General features: G+C 63.0%; 20 protein-coding genes. 5 read left to right on the top strand and 15 right to left on the bottom strand.

The window, feature by feature from the left end; translation table 11 throughout:
• Window positions 1-155: 155 nt before the first annotated feature.
• Both EYW45_RS10810 and EYW45_RS10805 read right to left on the bottom strand, forming a co-directional pair.
• Window positions 156-1,094 (bottom strand): M14 family metallopeptidase, encoded by a 939-nt coding sequence (locus EYW45_RS10810; protein ID WP_161135343.1) that lies wholly within the window; start codon window positions 1,092-1,094, stop codon window positions 156-158.
• A gap of 49 nt (window positions 1,095-1,143) precedes the next feature.
• On the bottom strand, window positions 1,144-2,142 hold the full coding sequence (locus tag EYW45_RS10805; RefSeq protein ID WP_161135342.1) for a Bug family tripartite tricarboxylate transporter substrate binding protein: 999 nt from the start codon (window positions 2,140-2,142) through the stop codon (window positions 1,144-1,146).
• 158 nt (window positions 2,143-2,300) lie between these two features.
• Here EYW45_RS10805 and EYW45_RS10800 point away from each other — a divergent pair, with 158 nt between their 5' ends.
• Window positions 2,301-2,573 (top strand): oxidative damage protection protein, encoded by a 273-nt coding sequence (locus EYW45_RS10800; RefSeq protein WP_161135341.1) that lies wholly within the window; start codon window positions 2,301-2,303, stop codon window positions 2,571-2,573.
• 151 nt (window positions 2,574-2,724) lie between these two features.
• On the top strand, window positions 2,725-3,480 hold the full coding sequence (locus EYW45_RS10795; protein WP_161135340.1) for an SDR family oxidoreductase: 756 nt from the start codon (window positions 2,725-2,727) through the stop codon (window positions 3,478-3,480).
• 124 nt (window positions 3,481-3,604) lie between these two features.
• On the opposite strand, the gene phoU is transcribed toward EYW45_RS10795, so the two are convergent.
• The 4 genes from phoU to rmuC form a co-directional block, all read right to left on the bottom strand.
• Complete coding sequence (gene phoU, locus EYW45_RS10790) at window positions 3,605-4,357, bottom strand: phosphate signaling complex protein PhoU (RefSeq protein WP_161135339.1); 753 nt, start codon at window positions 4,355-4,357, stop codon at window positions 3,605-3,607.
• 97 nt (window positions 4,358-4,454) lie between these two features.
• On the bottom strand, window positions 4,455-5,138 hold the full coding sequence (gene rpiA / locus EYW45_RS10785; protein ID WP_161135338.1) for a ribose-5-phosphate isomerase RpiA: 684 nt from the start codon (window positions 5,136-5,138) through the stop codon (window positions 4,455-4,457).
• 37 nt (window positions 5,139-5,175) lie between these two features.
• Complete coding sequence (locus tag EYW45_RS10780; RefSeq protein WP_161135337.1) at window positions 5,176-7,011, bottom strand: acyl-CoA dehydrogenase family protein; 1,836 nt, start codon at window positions 7,009-7,011, stop codon at window positions 5,176-5,178.
• Window positions 6,983-8,368, bottom strand: a complete 1,386-nt coding sequence (gene rmuC, locus EYW45_RS10775; RefSeq protein ID WP_235938982.1) for a DNA recombination protein RmuC — start codon at window positions 8,366-8,368, stop codon at window positions 6,983-6,985. Before rmuC ends, EYW45_RS10780 begins: the two co-directional genes overlap by 29 nt.
• 131 nt (window positions 8,369-8,499) lie before the next feature.
• On the opposite strand from rmuC, the gene EYW45_RS10770 reads away from it, so the two are divergent.
• Complete coding sequence (locus EYW45_RS10770; RefSeq protein ID WP_161135336.1) at window positions 8,500-9,354, top strand: YrbL family protein; 855 nt, start codon at window positions 8,500-8,502, stop codon at window positions 9,352-9,354.
• A 77-nt stretch (window positions 9,355-9,431) separates the two neighbouring features.
• On the opposite strand, the gene EYW45_RS10765 is transcribed toward EYW45_RS10770, so the two are convergent.
• The 9 genes from EYW45_RS10765 to EYW45_RS10725 all read right to left on the bottom strand — a co-directional run bounded on the left by EYW45_RS10765 (window position 9,432) and on the right by EYW45_RS10725 (window position 18,204).
• Window positions 9,432-10,100 (bottom strand): DNA-3-methyladenine glycosylase, encoded by a 669-nt coding sequence (locus EYW45_RS10765; protein WP_161135440.1) that lies wholly within the window; start codon window positions 10,098-10,100, stop codon window positions 9,432-9,434.
• A 42-nt stretch (window positions 10,101-10,142) separates the two neighbouring features.
• The gene (locus EYW45_RS10760) at window positions 10,143-10,499 is read right to left on the bottom strand and encodes a Spx/MgsR family RNA polymerase-binding regulatory protein (RefSeq protein ID WP_161135335.1); all 357 of its coding nucleotides are present in this window, start codon (window positions 10,497-10,499) and stop codon (window positions 10,143-10,145) included.
• Complete coding sequence (locus EYW45_RS10755; protein ID WP_161135334.1) at window positions 10,496-11,305, bottom strand: ABC transporter permease subunit; 810 nt, start codon at window positions 11,303-11,305, stop codon at window positions 10,496-10,498. The genes EYW45_RS10760 and EYW45_RS10755 overlap by 4 nt, the downstream gene beginning before the upstream one ends.
• Window positions 11,302-12,222: an ABC transporter permease subunit gene (locus EYW45_RS10750; RefSeq protein ID WP_161135333.1), complete on the bottom strand. Its 921-nt coding sequence runs from the start codon at window positions 12,220-12,222 to the stop codon at window positions 11,302-11,304. Before EYW45_RS10750 ends, EYW45_RS10755 begins: the two co-directional genes overlap by 4 nt.
• Window positions 12,219-13,346: an ABC transporter ATP-binding protein gene (locus EYW45_RS10745; RefSeq protein WP_161135332.1), complete on the bottom strand. Its 1,128-nt coding sequence runs from the start codon at window positions 13,344-13,346 to the stop codon at window positions 12,219-12,221. Before EYW45_RS10745 ends, EYW45_RS10750 begins: the two co-directional genes overlap by 4 nt.
• 5 nt (window positions 13,347-13,351) lie before the next feature.
• Window positions 13,352-14,455: a polyamine ABC transporter substrate-binding protein gene (locus EYW45_RS10740; RefSeq protein ID WP_161135331.1), complete on the bottom strand. Its 1,104-nt coding sequence runs from the start codon at window positions 14,453-14,455 to the stop codon at window positions 13,352-13,354.
• A gap of 104 nt (window positions 14,456-14,559) precedes the next feature.
• Complete coding sequence (locus EYW45_RS10735) at window positions 14,560-15,300, bottom strand: 3-deoxy-D-manno-octulosonic acid kinase (RefSeq protein ID WP_268894274.1); 741 nt, start codon at window positions 15,298-15,300, stop codon at window positions 14,560-14,562.
• 4 nt (window positions 15,301-15,304) lie between these two features.
• Window positions 15,305-15,733: a group II truncated hemoglobin gene (locus EYW45_RS10730; protein WP_161135329.1), complete on the bottom strand. Its 429-nt coding sequence runs from the start codon at window positions 15,731-15,733 to the stop codon at window positions 15,305-15,307.
• A complete protein-coding gene (locus EYW45_RS10725; RefSeq protein ID WP_235938981.1) occupies window positions 15,730-18,204 on the bottom strand; it encodes an ABC transporter permease in 2,475 nt (824 codons plus the stop codon). The genes EYW45_RS10730 and EYW45_RS10725 overlap by 4 nt, the downstream gene beginning before the upstream one ends.
• Window positions 18,205-18,414: 210 nt before the next feature.
• Between EYW45_RS10725 and EYW45_RS10720 the strand changes: the two genes are divergently transcribed.
• Entirely contained in the window at window positions 18,415-19,401 is a 987-nt protein-coding gene (locus EYW45_RS10720; protein WP_161135438.1) for a TRAP transporter substrate-binding protein, read from the top strand.
• A 142-nt stretch (window positions 19,402-19,543) separates the two neighbouring features.
• The gene (locus tag EYW45_RS10715; RefSeq protein ID WP_161135328.1) at window positions 19,544-20,041 is read left to right on the top strand and encodes a TRAP transporter small permease; all 498 of its coding nucleotides are present in this window, start codon (window positions 19,544-19,546) and stop codon (window positions 20,039-20,041) included.
• Window positions 20,042-20,077 lie beyond the last annotated feature (36 nt).

Below are 20,077 nucleotides of genomic sequence, written 5' to 3'. Positions count from 1 at the left end.
TCGGCTTGATTTAAAAGAGGCCTGCGACATCCCTGTCGCAGGCCTCTTGCCATGCTTGCCATCGATGAACCGTGAGAAGCGCGGCGGCTCTCCAGCCGATGCGGTCGATTGAGGCAGCGGCAGCGGCACTGCCCGCCCCGCACGCCGCATTCGGCTTAAATCGTGCGCGCCAGCCGCACCACCGTTACGCCAGGCTTCAACTGGCGCAGCGACGGCATGATCAACGAACAATTGGCGTAGGGCGTACCCACGGTGCGGCCGTCCATCGTGGCGATGGGTGTGCCCACGGATTCCAGGCACTCCAATCCTTGCCACGGCTGCGTGAAGGTCACGTCCATCGAGGGCGCCACGACGGCATCCGTCACTTGCAGCACGGTTTGTTTCACCGGATCGGGCAGGCGCCAGTCGGCCGGCAACGCATCGGCACTCACGCAACCGGACGCCACCAGAAAGCGGGCCACCATATCCAATCCCACGCGATGGGATTGGAGGTCGCCGTGATAGCCGCATTCGATCAAAAGGGCCAGCGCGTCGCTCGCATCCGGATCGCCGAAGCGGCCGAAATCGCGCATGCGCACGCCATCCTTGTGACCGGCATCCACGATCACGTACTCGGGCGCACCCAATTGCCGGGCCAGTTCGATGTTGCGCGGCAGCACGCCGGTCAACAGCAGGGGCTCGCCCTTCTCATGCATCGAATGGAGATCGAGCAACCAATCGGCCTGTTCGACCCAAGGCAACAGGGCTTGCGCGCGACGCTGTTCGCCATTGACCGGCTGAGCGAGCACGTCGCGGTCCCACACCCGATTCATGTCCTGCTCGACAAAACGGCTGGCATCGTGATGCGCGGGATCGAAGCGATCGTAGGCGTCGAGGTTGGCGAAAACCACGATGAGCCGACCGCGCTGCGGCCGCACGCCGGCGGCGAGCAGATCCTTCAACGCCCAGGCGCCACAGAGCTCATTGCCGTGCGTGAGCGCGGTGAGCATCACGGCGGGACCCGGCTTGCCGGAATCGAACAGCCAAACGCCGGGCGTATCGGTATTGCCGAGACGCTCGGCAGTCAAATCGGGATAAGGCAGATCGAAAGCCATCAATGCTCCACGCGTAAGAATGGCCGCCATGATAGCAATCGGTGCCGCGCTACTCCATCTTGGCGCCGGACATCTCGACGATGCCTTTGAAGCGCACGATCTCGCTCGTGACGAACGCCTGAAATTCGGCCGGGCTTTGCGCCGCGCGCATTTCCGCACCCAGATTGATGATGGTGTCGCGCACCTCGGGTTCGGCCAGAATGGCGTTGATCTCCGTGTTCAGGCGCGTCACGATCTCGGGCGGTGTATTGGCCGGCGCCATCACGCCGTACCAGGCCGCGGCGTACATGTCTTTGATGCCCGCTTCGGCAAACGTGGGTACATCGGGCAGTGCCGGTACGCGTTCCTTCGAGGCCACGGCCAGCGCGCGCAGTGCCCCGCCCTTCACCTGGGCCAGCGAACCGGTGTCCAGCATCATGTCGACCTGACCGGCCAGAAGATCGGCCACGGCCGGACCGCTGCCTTTGTAGGGAATGTGCGTGACGTCGGCGCCCGTGACGTGGCGGAACATTGCCCCCGCCAGATGCTGCGACGATCCCACCCCGCCCGATGCATAGTTGAGCTTGCCCGGATGCGCACGCGCATAGGTGATCAGTTGATCCACGGTCTGAAAGTCCGATTTCTTCGGCACTTCGAGAATGTTCGGGATCGATGCGATGAACGCGACGGGCGCGAAGTCGCGGTCGACGTCAAAGCCCAGGCGGCTGTACAGATGGGGGTTGGCCGCGTTGGTGGAACTCGTGGCCATGAGCAACGTGTAGCCATCGGCGCGCTCGCGCACGAATGATGCCGTGCCGATATTGCCCCCCGCACCGGCCTTGTTGTCCACGACCACCGTCTGGCCCAGGCGTTTGCCCAGTTGCTGGGCAATGATGCGGCCCAACGCATCCGTGGCGCCACCCGGCGGCCATGGCACGACCAGCTTGATGGGTTTGTCCGGATAGGTTTGTGCCTGCGCTTGCGCGGGCGCTGCGAAAGCGCCCGTCAACGCCACAATGGCGCAAGCTGCTGCACTCGATGCCCGCTGCATTGAGATGGAAAACACCATGGGATCTGTCTCCGAGGATTGTTGTTGTGTAGTGCAGCAAACTTTACCGATAACAAATCGGCTGACAAAGGGATAAAAATTGAACCTGCATCATTCTTTTTGGGAATGATGATCCCCTTTACAATGGGGCATTACTTCTTTGATTCGCAGGATTCGTCATGACCCGTACCGTGCAATGCGTCAAACTCAAGCGCGAAGCCGAAGGCCTCGATTACGCCCCCTATCCGGGCGAAATGGGCACCAAGATTTGGCAGAGCATTTCGAAGGAAGCGTGGGAAGAGTGGAAGTCGGTGCAGACGCGTCTCGTCAATGAAAACCGCCTGAACCTGGCCGATTCGCGCGCGCGCAAGTACTTGAAAGAGCAGATGGAGCGCTTCCTGTTCGAAGACGGCAGCGTCGAGGCGGATGGATACGTGCCGCCCTCGGCATAACGAATCCGGGTAAGCTCAACGTGAGCGGCCAACGCGAAAAGCAGCAATAGGCAAGAACGCCGGATGTCTGTGTATCGTCGAATGCGGCACCGCTCTTTAGGATGAGGCCTTCGCTTGAAAAAGCGCAGGCCTTTTCTTTTGGAGTTTTGCCATGACCACCTCAGCAACGCATCACACCCCCGAGTCGTCCAAAGTCGTGCTGCTTACCGGCGCCAGTAGCGGCATCGGCGAAGCCACGGCGCAATTGCTGTCGGCCCTCGGGCACCGCCTTGTGATCGGCGCACGACGCACCGACAGGCTCGAGCAGCTCGCCGACACGCTGAAAGCCAAGGGCGGTCAGGTTGTCTGGCGCGCGCTGGACGTGACCGACCAACAAGACGTGCAGGCCTTCGCCGACTTCGGTCGCGAGACATTCGGCCATATCGATGTCATCGTCAACAATGCGGGCGTCATGCCGCTTTCGCCGCTGAACGCCCTGAAAGTGGATGAATGGAATCGCATGATCGACGTCAATATCCGCGGCGTGCTGCATGGCATCGCCGCCGTGCTGCCGGACATGGAACGTCAGGGTTTTGGACAGGTGATCAATATTTCGTCGATCGGCGGACTTTCCGTGTCACCCACCGCAGCGGTGTATTGCGCCACGAAATATGCGGTGCGCGCGATTTCCGACGGTCTGCGCCAGGAAACGGAGAAGCTACGGGTGACGGTGATCTGCCCCGGTGTCGTCACGTCCGAGTTGGCCGACACGATTTCGGACACGACCGCCCGCGACGCGATGAAATCCTTCCGCAGCGTGGCCATCACGCCTGACGCGATCGCACGTGCCGTTGCCTACGCCATCGCGCAGCCCGACGATGTGGACGTAAGCGAACTCGTCGTGCGCCCCACAGCCAGCCCGTATTGAGCGATGCGCCGTGCAGGAAATGATGAAAGGCCTCCCGAGGGAGGCCTTTCCTATCCGGCCGAAGCGCCACCTGCGCCACTGCGCGCCTTGCGCTGGGGCGCAGGTTGCGCCTTGCCCCGATGCCTTACTGCGGCTCGGAGGCGATCGGCGATTCTTTTTCGCCGCGCGGTTCGGCTGCTTCGCCACGGGCGAGGCGCTCGGTGTTCTTCACACCGGTATGCCGCACGTCGGCACCGTGCACCATGTAAATCACGCGTTCGGACATATTCTTCGCGTGATCGCCAATGCGCTCGAGCGCACGCGCGATGAAAATCAGATCGATGGCGCGCGAGATGGTGCGGGGATCTTCGATCATGTAGGTGATCAGGTGACGCAAGGTCGCCTTCCACTCTTTATCGACTTCCTTGTCGCTGCGCACGACCTGTGCGGCCTGTACGGCATCCAGACGGGCAAAGGCGTCCAACGCCTGGCGCAACATCGCCAGCACGTTTTCGGTCATGTGACGCAGTTCGATGATGGGCAGATGGCGCGCTTCACCTTCGTGAATGCGGCGCGACATCGTGGCGATCTTTTCGGCTTCATCGCCGCAGCGCTCCATGTCGGTCAGCATCTTCGACACCGCCATCAGCATGCGCAGATCTATGGCCGTCGGCTGATGGCGAGCCAGGATATTGGCCACGCGCTCGTCGATGTACACCTCGAGGCGATTGACCTCGCGTTCGCGTTCGCGAACCTTGTCCACCAGCGACATATCGCCGCTGGTAAGCGCTTCCAGCCCTTCGGCGATCATGGCTTCGACCACGCCGCCCATCTGAAGGAACTGCGAGCGGACGTTTTCCAGGTCCACGTCGAATTGTTTATTTGTGTGATCGGCCATCCCGGCTCCTGCGAGGTGTGCGAATAGGCACGGCCGGCAGGAAATACCCTGACCGACCGTCGACAAGCCGCAAGCTTATGACTTGTTTATGACAGGATTATGACCCTGATGCCGTCAACTTCCGAATGCCCTGCTGCGTGGCCAGCAACGCGACATCGGCGCCGGCCAGCGCGAACAGCCCGCAGGTGACCACACCGGGGATGTGATTGACGCGTGCTTCGAAGTCGGCGCCATCGGCAATCGACAGACCGGCCACGTCAAGGATGATATTGCCGTTGTCGGTGACGAACCCCTCGCGCACCTTGGGCTGCCCGCCCAGGGCGATCATTGCGCGGGCCACGGCCTGCGTGGCCATCGGAATCACCTCCAGCGGCAGCGGGAAGGCGCCCAGCGTTTGCACCAGTTTTGACTCGTCGGCAATGCAGATGAAGCGATCGGCGACCGAGGCCACGATCTTTTCACGCGTGAGCGCCCCGCCGCCGCCCTTGATCATGTGCAGGGCAGCATTGATTTCGTCGGCGCCATCGACGTAGATGGGCATGTGTTCGACGTCGTTCAGATCGAGGACGGCGATGCCGTGCGCCGCCAGGCGCTGCGCGCTGCGCTCGGAACTGGCGACGGCGCCGCGCAGGCGGCCCTTGAACGCAGCCAGGCCATCGATGAAAAGATCGGCGGTGGAGCCAGTGCCCACCCCGATGATCACGTCCGGACCGGCGACTTCGGAGACGTAGTCGAGGGCGGCATCGGCCGCTTGTTGCTTAAGGGCATTCTGATTGAGCATGGTGGCGGGCAAGAAGCAAAAGGGGAAAGGCGAAAATTTAGCAGACTTGCAGCCGCGCACGCGCCACGATGCGTGAAGCATCCGCTTTTGGTGACAATTCGCCGGGCAATCGGGAAGCGCCTGCCGGATCGGCCAACCGCGACGCGACGAAGGCATCGGCAACCGCGGCCGGCGCGTGCCGGATCAACAACGCTGCCTGCCAGAGGCGGGCCACGTCGGCGGCTAAACGGCGCGCGGGAAACGCCGCCACGTCGGCGTTTCCAACGTTCGAGGCCGTCAAGGCGTGAGGGGCATCGGCCGCCCCTGAAAGGCGCGAGGCCGCTTGCAGGCAAGCCCCCATTGCACGATCGAACGCGGGGTACACCCCAAACGCGGCCTGCCACTCGGCCTCAAGCGCATCGACCGCTCCGCCTTCGCGCGCAAACGCCCGCAGCACATCGAGCGCCATCACATTGCCGGAACCCTCCCAGATCGAATTGACCGGCGCCTCGCGATACAACCGGGCCATCGGACCGTCTTCGATGTAACCATTGCCGCCGCAGGCTTCCAGGCATTCGGCCACGTACGCAATCGTGCGCTTGCACACCCACAGCTTGGCCGCCGGCGTGCCCACACGGAATAACAGGCGCTCGGCGGGTGACGCGCCCTGGTCGAGCAGGCGCGCCAATCGCAGGCCCAGCACGATGGCCGCTTCCGCTTCGAGCGCCGCATCGGCCAGCACATTGGTCATCAACGGTTGATCGATCAACGCACGGCCGAAGGCATGGCGCGCTTGCGCGTGGTGGATCGTCAACGACACGGCGCGCCGCAACAAGGCCGTGCTGCCCAACACGCAGTCCAGACGGGTGACGGCCGCCATGCGCAACAGCACGGCAAGCCCACGCCCGGGCTCGCCCAGCAAAGTGCCCCAAGCATTCTCGAATTCCACTTCGGCGCTGGCGTTGCTGCGATTGCCGATCTTGTCTTTCAACCGACGAATGCGCACGGCATTGCGGCGGCCGTCAGGGCACACGCCGGGCACCAGGAAGCACGACAGCGCATCGCCCGCGCGGGCCAGCACCAGATGCGCGTCGGCTTGCGGCACGGAAAAAAACCACTTATGGCCGGTGAGGTGGTAAGACTGGCCTGTGCCAGGCCCAGCCAACGCCACCGCGCGGGTGGTCACGGCACGCAGATCCGATCCGCCCTGCTTTTCCGTCAATCCCATGCCGAACAGGGCGCCGCGCTTGGCCGTGGCTGCGCCTGCCACCGGATCGTAAACGCGCGTACCGGCGGCCCGTGCCCAGGCCGCCGCATGGGCATCGCCTTCAGCGGCAGCCTGCGCCAGAATGGGCACCGCGGCGAACGTCATCGTGGTGGGGCACAACGTGCCGGCCTCGGCCTGGCCTTGCAGGATAAACGCCGCCGCCCGGGCCACATGGGCGCCGGGCTGGCCATCCAACCACGCCGCGCTGTGCAGGCCACGCTCGGCAATGCCGTACATGAGGGCGTGCCACGCCGGATGAAAGCGGACGGCATCGATACGATGCCCGGTGGCGTCATAACCGACCCATTCTGGCGGGTACCGGTTGGCGGTGTCGCCCAAGGCCAAGGTGGCAGCGCTGCCGACCCACGCGCCGTGCTCGTCGAGCGCAGCGTCGCGTGCCGGCACGCCGTGAGCGGCATCGGCCGATACCCCCGCATCGTCGGTCGCCGCCGAATCGCCGTCCGAAACGCTCCTGCCTGCCTGACTCGCCCTTCCCGTCTGCGCTGCGCCGCCCATATATCGGCAGGCGTGCGTGCGCAGCAACACATCTTGCGTCCACAGGTTGACGTCCGCGAGCGGTGCCACCTGGTTGGTCACGTCATGCGTCGAGAAGGTCTCCGTGGGCATCGCGTTTCTCCGTCGCTTCGGGCAGGTCGCCCCCATCGAGCGCCGCGGCCGGCGCCGCTTCGGGCAGGGCTTCAACCGACTTCAGGTTGCGCAGCATGGCGCGCGTGCGCACCTCCGTGCTGCCCAGTTTGTTACTGGCCGACTCGAGCGATTTTTTGACGCTGGCCAGACTCTCGCCAAACTTGCCGAACTCGGTCTTGACGGCACGCAACACCTGCCACACTTCAGACGACCGCTGTTCGATCGCCAAGGTGCGAAAGCCCATCTGCAGACTGTTCAGCAAAGCGGCCAGCGTACTGGGGCCCGCCACGTTGATCCGTAAACCGTGCAGGCGATCGAGTAGGCCCGGCACCCGCAGAATCTCAGCATACAAGCCTTCGGTGGGTACGAACAGGATGGCGAAATCAGTGGTGTGCGGCGGCGCGATGTACTTGGCGGCAATCGTGCGCGCCTGCAGTTCCAGGGCCCGCCCCAACGCCACGCTGGCTGTCTGGATCGCATCGAGATCGGCAGCATCCTGCGCCGCCACCAGGCGCTCGTATTCTTCCTTGGGAAACTTCGCATCGATCGGCAGCCACACGGGCATGGCGTCGCCGCCCTGTCCGGGGAGCTTGATCGCAAACTCGACCTGCGCGTCGCTGCCGGGCACGGTTTTGACGTTGCGCGCGTATTGCGCCGGCGTCATCGTGTCTTCGATCAGGCGCGCCAACTGCACTTCGCCCCACGTGCCGCGCGATTTGACGTTGGTGAGCACACGCTTGAGGTCACCCACGCCAGCGGCAAGCGTCTGCATCTCGCCCAATCCCTTGTGCACCGCCTCGAGGCGATCAGACACCAGCTTGAACGACTCGCCCAGTCGCTGCTCCAGTGTGGCGTGAAGCTTCTCATCCACCGTGCGGCGCATCTCTTCAAGCTTGGCGGTGTTGTCGGTTTGCAGTGCCTGCAAACGCTGATCGACGGTCTGGCGGATCTCGGCCATGCGACGGTCATTGGTTTCGACGAGTTTTTGCACCTGTTCGCTGAGTTGCGCCGCAAAGCGCGCCAGACTCTCGGCCGATTCGGTACGCCCCGCCTGCGCGTCGCGGCTGACGGCACCCCGCAGCTCGCTGAGATGCCGATGCAGTTCTTCCCGAAGTTGCCGCTCGGCCTCGCGAGCATCCCGCCCCATGGCGTCCGCCACCTCGTGCAAATCGCCCCGCGCATCGCGTTCGGCGCGCGCCTGGGCCTCGGTGAGCGCCGCCAACTGGGCACTGACGAGCGCGTGCCGCCGAGAGGCCGCAGCGAGCCCCAGCAGCACACAGATGAATGTGACACCCGTGGTGGCCACCACAATCCAAAGCCATTGAACGTCCGTCAAACCGCGATCTTCCTGTCTATTTGTTGCAAATCGACCACATTGTGCCCCGGCTTTCGAGCGTGCCGCCAGCCATTTCGTCTGTTTTGGGAAATGTCGCCCCTACACTCGACAGCAGAGAGACACTCAAAACCATGTCAGCCCATCCCGCCAAAGTAGCGCGAGACAACCGCCCCGCACGTTTCGCATCCGTCCACACACCCAATGTGTTCGACCGGATCGACTTGCAGCGCGCACATCGAATCGCCTCCGGCAGCGAACGCCATATTTACGAACACCCGGTCAATCCGGCATTGCTCGTGAAGGTCATCAACGTCGAAAACTATGCCGCTTATTTGAAAAAGCGGCGCGTGCGTAGATGGTACAAGCAGTTCCAGCGCGACAGTATCTATCGCGTGTATATGGACGAGCTCAACGAATATATCGCCGGTTCGGCGCAGCGCGGTGCCGATGGTCGCGTGCCGATCGCGCGCGTACTGGGCCTGATCGACACCACGGATGGCCTGGGCCTGATGGTCGAGAAGATTATCGATGCCGATGGCGGGCTGGCGCCTACGGTGGCGTCGATTGCGAAGGCCGGCGGGTGGAATGCGACGCTGAAAGCCCAGTTGGACGTGTTTTTCGAGGCGCTTTGCGATGCGCACGTGGTGTTGAATGAGGTGAGCCCTGCAAATATCGCGTACGGCTGGAATGCTCACGGCAAACACGGTTTGTTTTTGATCGATGGCTTCGGCTGTAAACAGGCGCTTCCCGTGTATACCTGGAGCAAGCGCCTGAATCGAAATCAACTGATGCGCAAATATGAACGGTCTGTCGCCAAGCTCAACCGGCTGTACGGCGACTATCGTGAACGCATTGAAGCATTGCCCGAACCTGACGCCGCGGCACCGCTCGTTGCGCCGCGGGTCAATGCGCTGAAGCTGCATCGGGACGCCGGCACGCGCGCCGAGCGCTCCGCGCCGGGCGCGGCGTCCGATCAGCCCGATTGAAGCCATTCACATCGTTTGATTCCACGGCGCCGAAGCGATCCGAGACTGTCGAGTCAGACGCACGCCACGCCCGCCAATCACGCTGGTGCGGCGCCGTCGATCCAGACGAAATGAACATTTTTGCGCTGACCTCGCCGTAACGGATTGCGGGTGCTGTAACGCGCGTATTCCGCATCCACGAAACGATAATGCAAATGCTCGTCTCGCCCCGTGGGAATCCCCAAACGCGTGGTCTGTACGAGACGCGTCGGATGCGCCCCCACGTCGTCCACATAGAGGTGCGCTGCGTCGAAGCCACGCGCATCCCAGTCGGGCACTTTCAACGCGAGCGCTTTGCAGAGCAAGGTTTGACCGGCACATAGCCGGCCCAGCGCGCGCGGCTGTCCTTGCGAATCCGGGTTGAGCGCCAACATTGCCGCCAACGCATCGGGGCCGGACTGCGCATCGGTCCAGGGATAGGCCGACTTGATCAGCACGGCATTGCCCTCGCCGCCCGCGCTGAAGTTGAGCGAATCGCCGCCGCGCGCGTAGTACATGTAGATGGTACCGCCGGGCATGAAGAGCGCCCGGCGCTTGTGCGTGTAGCCCAACGAGGCATGACTGCCGCGATCGTCCAGATAATAGGCTTCAGTTTCGATGATACGTGCCGCCAGCCACAGTCCGTTCCAGCGTCGACGGATGACTTTGCCCAGCAGTGCCTGCGCCACCAGCGCGGCATCACGATCGAAGAAGTGATCGGGCAACATCGTCATGGCATCGCGGCCATGGCGACAGCATTCACGATCGCGTCAGGCAAAACGCTCGGCATAACGTTTTTCATGGAAGCCCACGCCCACCTCGCCATTGGTGGCAACGGTCACCGGCCGGCGCACGATGGCGGGAAATTCGGCGATCAGCGCCAACCAGGCAGCATCGTCGGCCGGGGTTTTGCGGCTGTCGTCCAGATTGCGCCACGTCATCGATGCCCGATTGACCAGCTTCTCCCAACCGCCCAACGACTCGGCCCATGCCTTGAGCGTCGCGGGCGCGACGGGGGCGTCGCGATAGTCGATGAAATCATGCTCGACATTGTGCGCCTTGAGCCATTCGCGGGCCTTCACGCAGGTGCTGCATTGCTTCAGGCCATACAGGGTGGTGCGGGTCATGATGTTGCGGGTCCTTTGCGGTTTTGCCAGCGGTTGGCGGCGATCACGCATGCGCCGACCACCAGGATGAAGAGCGTTGCCAGGGCATTGACCTCGGGCCGCAGACCCAGACGCACGCGTGAAAACACCTCCATGGGCAACGTGGTGAAGCCCGGTCCGGAGAGGAACGACGCAATGATCACGTCATCCAGCGACAGCGTGAACGCCAGGAGCCACGCGGCCGCCAGCGCCGGCGCGATCAACGGCAGCGTGATGGCGAAGAACACCTTCAGCGGCGTCGCGCCCAGATCGAGCGCGGCCTCTTCGAGCGAACGATCGAGATCGTGGATCCGCGACTGAATGATGACGGCCACATACGCCATGCAAAGCGTGGTGTGCCCGATCCAGATGGTGAACATGCCGTTTTCCGCCGGCCAGCCCAACGCGCCCCGCATCTCCACGAACAGAATCAGCAGCGAAATCCCGAGCACCACCTCCGGGATCACCAGCGGCGCACTGATCATGCCGATGTAGACAGTAAAGCCGCGAAAGCGGCCCATGCGCGCCAGCACATACCCCACCCACGTGCCGATGATCACTGCCGCAGTGGCCGTTAACCCGGCGATGCGAAACGACAGCCAGGCGGCATTGAGCAAGGCATTGTCGTTGAAGAGCGCGATATACCAGCGCAACGAAAAGCCGGACCACTTCGTGACCAGGGGCGACTCGTTGAACGAGAACACGATCAGGCTGATGATGGGCACATACAGGAACAGAAACCCGACGCCCAGCGCGAGCGCACGCAATCTTTTGTCAGGCCCCTTCATGCCCGCCCCTTTGCGCCATGCTCGATGGTCTTGACCTGGTTGTATTGGAATAGCGCCAGCGGCACGAGCAACAACATCACCATCACGCACGTTACCGCCGCGGCCATGGGCCAGTCGGCATTGTTGAAAAACTCGTTCCACATCACGCGGCCCATCATCAGGGTATCGGCGCCGCCGAGCAACTCGGGAATCACGTACTCACCTACCGCCGGGATGAATACCAGCATGGCGCCAGCGATGATGCCCGGACGCGACAACGGGATGGTGATGCGCCAGAACGCCTGCCACGGCCGCGCGCCCAGATCGTAGGCGGCTTCGAGCAGACGCAGATCCATTTTGACGAGGTTGGCGTAAAGCGGCAGGATGAAAAACGGCAGATACGCGTAGACCATGCCGATGTACACGGCCAGATCGGTGCGATAGATTTCCAGCGGGCTGCTGATGATGCCCAGCGAGAGCAGGAATTTGTTGAGCAAGCCGTCGTTGCGCAGCAGGCCCACCCAGGCATACACGCGCAGCAGCAGCGACGTCCAGAACGGCAGGATCACGGCCAGCATCAGCAGATTGCGCACGCGCGGCGACGACCGCGCGATGTAGTACGCCATCGGATAGCCGATCAGCACGCAGAACACCGTGGTGATGAGCGCCATCTTGACCGAATTCAGATACGTCGCCAGATAAAGACTATCCGTGAAGAGCCGGATGTAGCCGGTGAGATGGATACTCAGGCCCAGCGTTTCGTTCTCGAACGTGGCCAGCGGGGTGTACGGTGGAATGCCGAAGTTGAGATCGGCGAAACTGATCTTGAGCACCAGTAAAAACGGCACCAGCAAGAACAGCGCAAGCCAGACGAACGGCGGCACGATGGCCAGGGTGCGCTGCGAGGGCACCAGGCGCCGCCACGACCATTGCGTCATGACGCCAGCACCGTTGCGCTATCCGCATCCCACGACACGAAGACTTCTTCATCGATACCGGGTGCATCGGTTTGCGCGAGCTGCAGACTTGGGATGCTGGCCTCAACGACTTTGCCGGCGTCCAGTCGAATCTGATACAGCGCGTAGCTGCCCATCCAGGCCATGTGGCTCACGATGCCGTGGCCCCAATTGTGCGCGGCGGTGGGCGGTGTGCGCGTGACCACGACGCGCTCGGGCCGGATCGAGACATGCACCTGCATGCCCAGGGGCTCGCTCACACCGTGATTGACGAGCAACGGCCGGTGCAGATCGTCGGACTCGATGGCCACGCGATCGGGTTCGTCGACGACGATCGTGCCCGTGAAGAGATTCGTGGATCCGATGAATCCGGCCACGAAACGGCTATTGGGAAACGCATACACATCCTGCGGCGTGCCGCACTGCACGATCTGGCCGTCGGTCATCACAGCCAGGCGATGCGCCATCGTCATGGCCTCTTCCTGATCGTGCGTGACAAGCATGCAGGTCACGCCCACCTGCTCGAGGATACGCACGAGTTCGATCTGCGTTTTTTGACGGATCTGCTTGTCGAGCGCCGACATCGGTTCGTCGAGCAGCAGCAGCTTGGGGCGCTTGACCAGACTGCGCGCCAGGGCCACGCGCTGTTGCTGGCCACCCGACAACTGCTGCGGCTTGCGGCGCGAGTAGCCCGCCATCTGCACCAGGTCGAGCGCCTCGAACACGCGATCGTGGATTTCCGCGGCCGGCACGCCTTCCTGCTTCAAACCGAAAGCCACGTTGGCCTCGACCGACATGTGCGGAAACAACGCATAGGACTGGAACATCATGTTGACCGGCCGCCGATAAGGCGGCACGTCCGTGATGTCTTCACCGTCGAGCAGGATCTGCCCCGATGTGACTTCCTCGAACCCGGCCAGCATGCGCAGCAGGGTCGATTTGCCGCAACCGGAACTGCCCAGCAAAGCAAAGATTTCATTGCGGCGCACGGACAGATTGACCGAGCGGACCGCGACCGTGTCGCCAAAAATCTTGACCACATCGGATACGCGGACAAACTCGGCCGGATCGGCCGCCTGCTGAGCCGGGTGACGGCTATCGTTCATATTGCTTATCGTCCAGACTTCAATTCAGCCCACATACGCGTCTGCAACCGCTGCACCGGCAAGGGTTGCGGCTTGATCACGTAAAGGGTTTTGGCCACATCGGCCGGGGGATAGATCATCGGGTTATCGGCGACGTCCTTGTTCACGAACTTGCGCGCTTCCTTGTTCGCGTTGGGGTAGAACATCGTGTTGGTGATGGCCGCGTGCACCTTCGGCGTTTCGATGTAGTTGATGAACGCCATCGCATTGGCGGGATTGGGCGCGTCTTTCGGCACCACCATCACATCGAACCACGCCGGCGCGCCGCCCTTGGGAATGAAGTAATTCACATCAAAAGGCTGTTTGGCTTGCTGCGCACGGCTGCGCGCGATCATGACGTCACCTGAAAAGCCATAGACCATGCACAGGTCGCCGCCGGCCAACTCGTCGATGTAGCCCGACGAACTGAACTGACGGATATACGGCCGAATCTTTTTCAGCACCTCGAGCGCGTCTTTATAGTCGCTGGTATTGCTGCTGTTGGGATCTTTGCCCAGATAATGCAGCACTGCCGGGAAGACCTGCGCGGCCTCATCCAGCATCGAAATGCCACAGCTTTGCAACTTGGCGGCGTTTTCCGGCTTGAACAGCATGTCCCACGAGCCGAGATCCGCGTCGGAACCGAGTGCGGCCCGCGCCTTGGTGATGTTGTAGCCCAGGCCGTTGGTGCCGTAGCCCCAGGGCACGGCGTATTCGTTGCCGGGGTCGACCGTGGCCACGAGCTTCATGATCTCGGGGTCGAGGTTGGCGAGGTTGGGGATCTTGGATTTATCCAGCTTCTGGAACAGGCCGGCCTCGATCTGCCGCGCAGCATAATGCGTGGACGGCACCACCACGTCGTAGCCGGACTTGCCGGTAAGCAACCGCGCTTGCAGCGTATCGTTGCTGTCGAAAACGTCGTAGCGCACTTTGATGCCGGATTCCTTCTCGAATCCGGAGATCGTGTCGGGCGCCGTATATTCGGCCCAGTTGTAGACGTTGACGACCTTGCTTTGGGCCATTGCCGTCGATGCGGCAGTGGCCAACACGGCCATTCCCAGAACGCGCCCCAGATTGTTTACGGTATTCATCGCAATCCCCCCTCGCTTTGACGTGCCATAACGCTATGGAAGCCGGCGCGGCGCACCCGCACAGGCCGAAAAGGCAAAATGATAAAGCCTTTTAAGCGCGGAGGTCAGTGGTGGGAATCCCAGGCTGTGCGATAAGCCGCATCTATGCCTTCCCAGGCCGCGATTCCGGCCGGCCCTGCCACCTTGTCGAGCGACCGGCGCAAACGCAGCAGGTTGTTGCGCCGCTCGTTGGGCGCCACAGCCCCATACCGGCCGCGATCGAAATCGATGAGCCAGGCATCGCCCTGCTCGTCCAACAAAATATTGAAGGCATTGAGATCGGCGTGCCACACACCGGCACGGTGCATATCGGCAATCGCGGTCCCGACGGCATGGGCCACACGGTGGGAGAGCGGCCCGGCCAGCACGCGTTCGGTAAGGGTGTGCACCCCAGGGATGCGCGCAATGAGGATGGCCGCACGGTAGGTCATGCCGGTGCGCCAATAGCCGCCCGCGATCGGTGCCGGCACCCGCACACCAGCCGCTCGCAGTTGCGCCAGCAACCGCACCTCTGCGACGCTGCGGGTGCGCGCTTCGCCCTGCCACAAGTAGCTCTGACGGCTCACGCGCGCGGCCAGACCGCCCCGCCGATAGCCGCGCAACACGCCCGCACCGAAGGCGCCGTCCACAAACCAGGCCGACTGCCGCCCGCCTACAGCCACGGGACGCGCACGTTCGCCATACGTGCCGGGCAACAGCCACTGCGGCCCCGGCTCGGGCAGGCTGCGGGGGTCGTACAACATGGCGCCTGCGCCCTGCCCGCTGTCGGCCCACTCGACCCGCGCAAGGACCGTTGCGGTTTCCAAAGCCTCAACCGGCACGATTGCGCATCCAGTCGGCCGTGCCATAGAAGGCTTGCAGCAAGCGGTCCGACAAGGCGGCCGACACCCCCACATCAGCCATGGCCCGCCCCATGCACACTACCCACTGGTCGCGCTCGGCTTCGCCGATGGCGAATGGCAAATGCCGGGCACGCAAGCGCGGATGGCCGAACTGCTGCACATACAGATCCGGCCCACCCAGGTAGCCGCACAGAAACAGGAACAACCGTTCGCGCGCCTGATCCAGGCTGGGCCCATGCGCGGCGCGCAAGGCCGCCAGATCGGGTTCCATGTCCATCAGATCGTAGAAGCGCTCGACAAGTTGCCGCACACCGGGTTCACCGCCCAACTGATCGAATGCGCTGCGCGCATGATCGATGGGTGTGAACACGGCATCGACCGTGCTTTCATGGGTCATACCGACTCCCGCAAAGTGACGAGCGGCGGCGTGCGCAATACCCCGCGCAATGCCAGCGCCCCACCGGCCCAGGCGCCGAACATGCCGACGGCCACGCCGATTGCCCACGGCCAAAGCCGGAAGGCGAACGCAAAATCAAACACAAAGTGCGACAACGCCCACGCAATACCTTGGGCACCACCGGCGGCAAGCAAGCCTGCCAGTGCCCCCACCGCCAGCAGTTCCACCCGCTGGGCACGGCTCAGTTGGGGGCGTGTGGCCCCCAGGGCCCGCAACACCGCCGACTCGCGTACCCGCTCGTCGCGCGTGGCCGTCAGCGCGGCGGACAGCACCAGAATGCCGGCGGCAAGCGTAAACAGGAACAGCAACTGCACCGCTTGCACGACCTGATTGAGCACCGATTGCAATTGCGCCAGGATGGCACCCACGTCGAACACGGTCAGATTGGGGAATTGCTTGACCAGCGTGGGCAACACGTTGGTCTTCTCAGGCGGCAGATAGAACGACGTGATCCAGCTTTGCGGCGTTTTCTCCAACGCGGCCGGCGACATGATCGCGAAGAAATTCACCCGCATCGTGTCCCAATCGACCGTGCGCAAGCTGGTGATCGCCACCTTGACGGGTTGGCCCGCCACATCGAACGTCAAGCTGTCGCCGAGTTTGAGGCCCAGCGTTTCGGCAATGCCCGACTCCATCGACACTTCGTTGGCCTTCGGATCGAGCGGGCGGCCCGCATCGATGCGGTTATACGACGGCACCGAATCGCGATAGGACAGATTGAATTCGCGGTCGACGAGGCGTTTGGCACGGGGCGTGTCGTATCTTGCAGGATCGGCCGCCACACCATTGATCTCGATCAGGCGTCCACGCACCATCGGCGCCAGCTCAACCTGCGTGAGGCCGGCGCGATGCAAGGCCTCGTCCACGGCACTACGTTGCTCGGGCTGGATATTGATCAAGAACCGATTCGGGGCATCAACCGGCAGCGTGCGTTGCCAGCCGTCGATCAGATCGGTCCGCGTCATCGCGAGCAACAACAAGGCCATCAAGCCGATCGCCAGTGCGCACACCTGCGTGATCGTGGCGGCCCTGCGGCGCACGATGCCCGCCAATGCGAAGCGTACGGCCGGGTAGCCATTGGCGCGGCTGCGTACCCGATCCAACAACAGGATGCACAGCATCGCCACACCGGCAAACACGGCAAACGCGCCCAAAAAGCCGCCCGCCACAACCGCGCCCAAGCGCGCGTCGCCTGCGAACCACCAGATCAGCAATGCAAATCCGGCAGCACCGATGCCGTAGCCCAACGCACTGCGCGCTCGCAAGCCTTCCGCATCGCGCCGCAGCACTCGCGCCGGCGGGATATGGCGCAACTGCGCAAGCGACGGCAAGGCAAAACCCAACAGCAGCCACACGCCCACCACCACGCCTTGCACGGCGGGGATGGCCGAAGGACTGGGCAGCGTGGTGTCGATCAACTGTGCCAGCGCCGCCACCAGGGCGTGATGCACGCCCAAACCCACCAGGCATCCCACGGCCGAGGCTGCGAGCCCCACCAGGGTGAACTCCATGGTCAGCATCCGGCTCACGAGCGACTGCTGGGCGCCCAGGCAGCGCATCACCGCGATGCCGTCGCGGTGGCGCAGCATGAAGCGGCGAGCCGCCAGGGCGACGGCCACGGCCGAGATCAACACAGCCAACAGGGCCACCAGCGACAGGAATCGTTGCGCGCGATCCAGCGCGCGGCGGACTTCCGGTCGGCCGGACTCGAGCGTATCGATGCGCTGGCCGCGTTGCAGATTGGACGACAGCCACTGGGTGTAGTCTTTGACGGCATCCGGTTCGCCGGCCACCAGCAAGTCGTAATCGACACGGCTGAGCGGCCCCACCAGCCCGCTGGCCGCCAGATCGGCCGCGTTCATGAGCGCGCGCGGCGCCACGTTGACGAATTGCATGCCGCGATCGGGTTCGTAGGTCACGATGCGATCGATCCGCAGGTGGCTGTCGCCCAGGTTGATCGTGTCGCCCACATTCACGCCCAACAGCGCAAGCAGTTGCGCATCCACCCACACCGCGCCGGGTGCCGGCACGTCGCGCGTGGTTTCTTCCGGGCCGTAAGGCACCCGCGCAACGCGCAAATTGCCGCGCAAAGGGTAGCCGGGCTCCACGGCCTTCACCGCCACCAACTGGGCGTTGTCGCCCGCATTGGCCATTGAGGGGAAACGGATCGTGGGCGAGGTCGACAAACCCCGGTCGCGCGCAGCGGCGATGACATTGGCCGCCACGGGCGCATCGCCATCGAGCTTCAGGTCGGCGCCCAGCATCTGGCCCGCGTCGCGTTCCAGCGCACGCGCCACCCGATCGGCCAGGAAGCCCACGCTCGTGACGGCCGCCACCGCCACGATGAGCGCCAGCACGAGCAAGCGCAGTTCGCCGGCGCGTGCGTCGCGCCACAACATGCGTAAACCCATGCGCCAAGCCGCGCCAGGACGCGCTTCTGGCGAGCGCGAGGCGCTGCGAGGTAGTGCTGAAGTGGAAGTCATGTGGGAATAGTAACGAAAACCATCGATAGGAAAGAAATGCCGTTATCATTCTCGCGCGGCGTAGATCGCACAGACATCGCCAATGCAACGCCACGCGCGTGCATCGCTGAATCAATAACGCACATACGGAGAGACATAATGATCAAGACCTGGGCCATGCGCCCACTTCTGGCCGCCGTGACAACCGCCGTCGCCTTGACCGCCGCGGCACCTGCCCAAGCGCAATCGACACTACGTATGGCCTATGCGCTGTCGACAAGTTCCCACTATGGCGCGGGGGGCAATGCATTTGCCAAATCGCTGGAGAACTCATCCGCCGGTAAATACAAGGTTCAGCAGTTTGCCAATAGCGCGCTCGGTGGAGAACGCGAGGTGATCGAAGGCCTGCAGCTCGGCACGATCGACCTCGCAATTGTTTCCACGGGTGCCACGCTGAACTTCGTTCCCGAGACCGGTGTGTTCGACATCCCCTTCCTGTTGCGGGATCTGCCTCACGCACGTGCCGTGCTCGACGGCCCCACCGGGCAGAATATGCTCGCCAAATTCCCCAAGCGCGGTCTGATCGCCCTGGCGTGGGGCGAACAAGGGTTTCGGCATTTGACCAATAATGTCCGACCGGTAGCGACCCCTGCGGATGCCAAGGGCTTGAAGATCCGCACGACCGAAAATCCGATCCATATCGCCGCCTTCCGTCAGATCGGCATTCTGCCCACGCCAATGGCCTGGCCGGAAGTCGCGACTGCACTGCAGCAGGGCACGATCGACGGGCAGGAGAATCCCTTGTCGGTCATCACATCGGCGAAGCTGTCACAGATCCAGAAGTACCTGTCGTTGACCGGTCATGTATACGGACCCGCCCTTGTGCTGATGTCGCCCAGCGTCTATGACGGACTATCCGACAAAGAAAAGGCAGCGTTCCAGCAGGCCGGCAAGGATTCCGCTCGTGCCATGCGCGACTATGTGGACGCGATCGAGATCAACGGCGTCGAACAGTTGAAAAAGGAAGGCATGCAGGTCACCGAAGTCGATCGTGACGCGTTCGCTAAAGCCGTCGAGCCTGCCTATCCGGAGTATTACAAAAAGTTCGACAAGGCGCTGATCCAGTCCATCCGCGACACGAAGTAACCAGACAGCCGGCGCCGCTGCTCGCTCCCCTGATGCCGTGCACGCCTGTGCCGTCGGCATCAGGCAGCAGACCATCGCCCAGCGCTTTTTGGAATTCAGCGTAGCGGCCTCTCGAGGCCGGCTCATGCTCAAGGATTTAACGATGCCTTTTTTTCACCTTGCCGATCGCATCCTTTTCAAACTTGTTTCGGCCATGGCGCAGCTTGCCTTGGTCGCGTCGGCCTTCGCCGCCTTTTATCAGGTGATCGCGCGCTTCGTGCTGCACACCCCGTCCGATTGGAGTGAAGTGTCCACGCGGGCGCTTTTGATCTGGGCGGTTCTGCTGGGGCTGGCGCTGGCCTTTCGGGAGGGCGCGATGATCAGCGTCGAATTACTGCGCAATAGCTTGAAAGGCCGTGCCGTTCGGGCCCTGGAGGGCCTGATCGCGCTCATTTGCTTCAGCTTCCTGTGCTTTCTGGCTTGGATCGGCGGCGCGATGACGTGGCGGGTGCGATTTCAGAACGTGCCCAGTCTGGACATATCGATCTCGTGGATCTACGTGGCGATTCCGATCGGCGCGGGGTTGGCAGCCATCGCAGTGCTGGCCCGCTGGTTGGGTGGCGACGAACCGCCCGCCGTTCGAAACGACGCACAGGGCTGATGCCCGATACCGATTGATAGCGCACGGGATCATGCA

This window comes from Schauerella aestuarii (genome assembly GCF_009866805.1).
In the GTDB taxonomy this organism is placed as follows: Bacteria; Pseudomonadota; Gammaproteobacteria; order Burkholderiales; family Burkholderiaceae_B; genus Schauerella; species Schauerella aestuarii.
The sequence above is the reverse complement of the archived record's forward strand: the minus strand, read 5'-3'. Positions and strand labels throughout refer to the sequence as shown.

Bases quoted from the DNA above. Each gene is read 5' to 3' on its own strand.
- EYW45_RS10740 (WP_161135331.1), bottom strand. From the start codon at position 14,455: ATGAATACCGTAAACAATCTGGGGCGCGTTCTGGGAATGGCCGTGTTG.
- EYW45_RS10760 (WP_161135335.1), bottom strand. From the start codon at position 10,499: ATGACCCGCACCACCCTGTATGGCCTGAAGCAATGCAGCACCTGCGTG.
- EYW45_RS10765 (WP_161135440.1), bottom strand. From the start codon at position 10,100: ATGTTGCCCGATCACTTCTTCGATCGTGATGCCGCGCTGGTGGCGCAG.
- EYW45_RS10800 (WP_161135341.1), top strand. From the start codon at position 2,301: ATGACCCGTACCGTGCAATGCGTCAAACTCAAGCGCGAAGCCGAAGGC.
- EYW45_RS10745 (WP_161135332.1), bottom strand. From the start codon at position 13,346: ATGAACGATAGCCGTCACCCGGCTCAGCAGGCGGCCGATCCGGCCGAG.
- EYW45_RS10810 (WP_161135343.1), bottom strand. From the start codon at position 1,094: ATGGCTTTCGATCTGCCTTATCCCGATTTGACTGCCGAGCGTCTCGGC.
- EYW45_RS10750 (WP_161135333.1), bottom strand. From the start codon at position 12,222: ATGACGCAATGGTCGTGGCGGCGCCTGGTGCCCTCGCAGCGCACCCTG.
- phoU (WP_161135339.1), bottom strand. From the start codon at position 4,357: ATGGCCGATCACACAAATAAACAATTCGACGTGGACCTGGAAAACGTC.
- EYW45_RS10805 (WP_161135342.1), bottom strand. From the start codon at position 2,142: ATGGTGTTTTCCATCTCAATGCAGCGGGCATCGAGTGCAGCAGCTTGC.
- EYW45_RS10730 (WP_161135329.1), bottom strand. From the start codon at position 15,733: ATGACCCATGAAAGCACGGTCGATGCCGTGTTCACACCCATCGATCAT.
- EYW45_RS10780 (WP_161135337.1), bottom strand. From the start codon at position 7,011: ATGCCCACGGAGACCTTCTCGACGCATGACGTGACCAACCAGGTGGCA.
- EYW45_RS10770 (WP_161135336.1), top strand. From the start codon at position 8,500: ATGTCAGCCCATCCCGCCAAAGTAGCGCGAGACAACCGCCCCGCACGT.
- EYW45_RS10715 (WP_161135328.1), top strand. From the start codon at position 19,544: ATGCCTTTTTTTCACCTTGCCGATCGCATCCTTTTCAAACTTGTTTCG.
- EYW45_RS10795 (WP_161135340.1), top strand. From the start codon at position 2,725: ATGACCACCTCAGCAACGCATCACACCCCCGAGTCGTCCAAAGTCGTG.
- EYW45_RS10725 (WP_235938981.1), bottom strand. From the start codon at position 18,204: ATGGGTTTACGCATGTTGTGGCGCGACGCACGCGCCGGCGAACTGCGC.
- EYW45_RS10755 (WP_161135334.1), bottom strand. From the start codon at position 11,305: ATGAAGGGGCCTGACAAAAGATTGCGTGCGCTCGCGCTGGGCGTCGGG.
- EYW45_RS10720 (WP_161135438.1), top strand. From the start codon at position 18,415: ATGATCAAGACCTGGGCCATGCGCCCACTTCTGGCCGCCGTGACAACC.
- rpiA (WP_161135338.1), bottom strand. From the start codon at position 5,138: ATGCTCAATCAGAATGCCCTTAAGCAACAAGCGGCCGATGCCGCCCTC.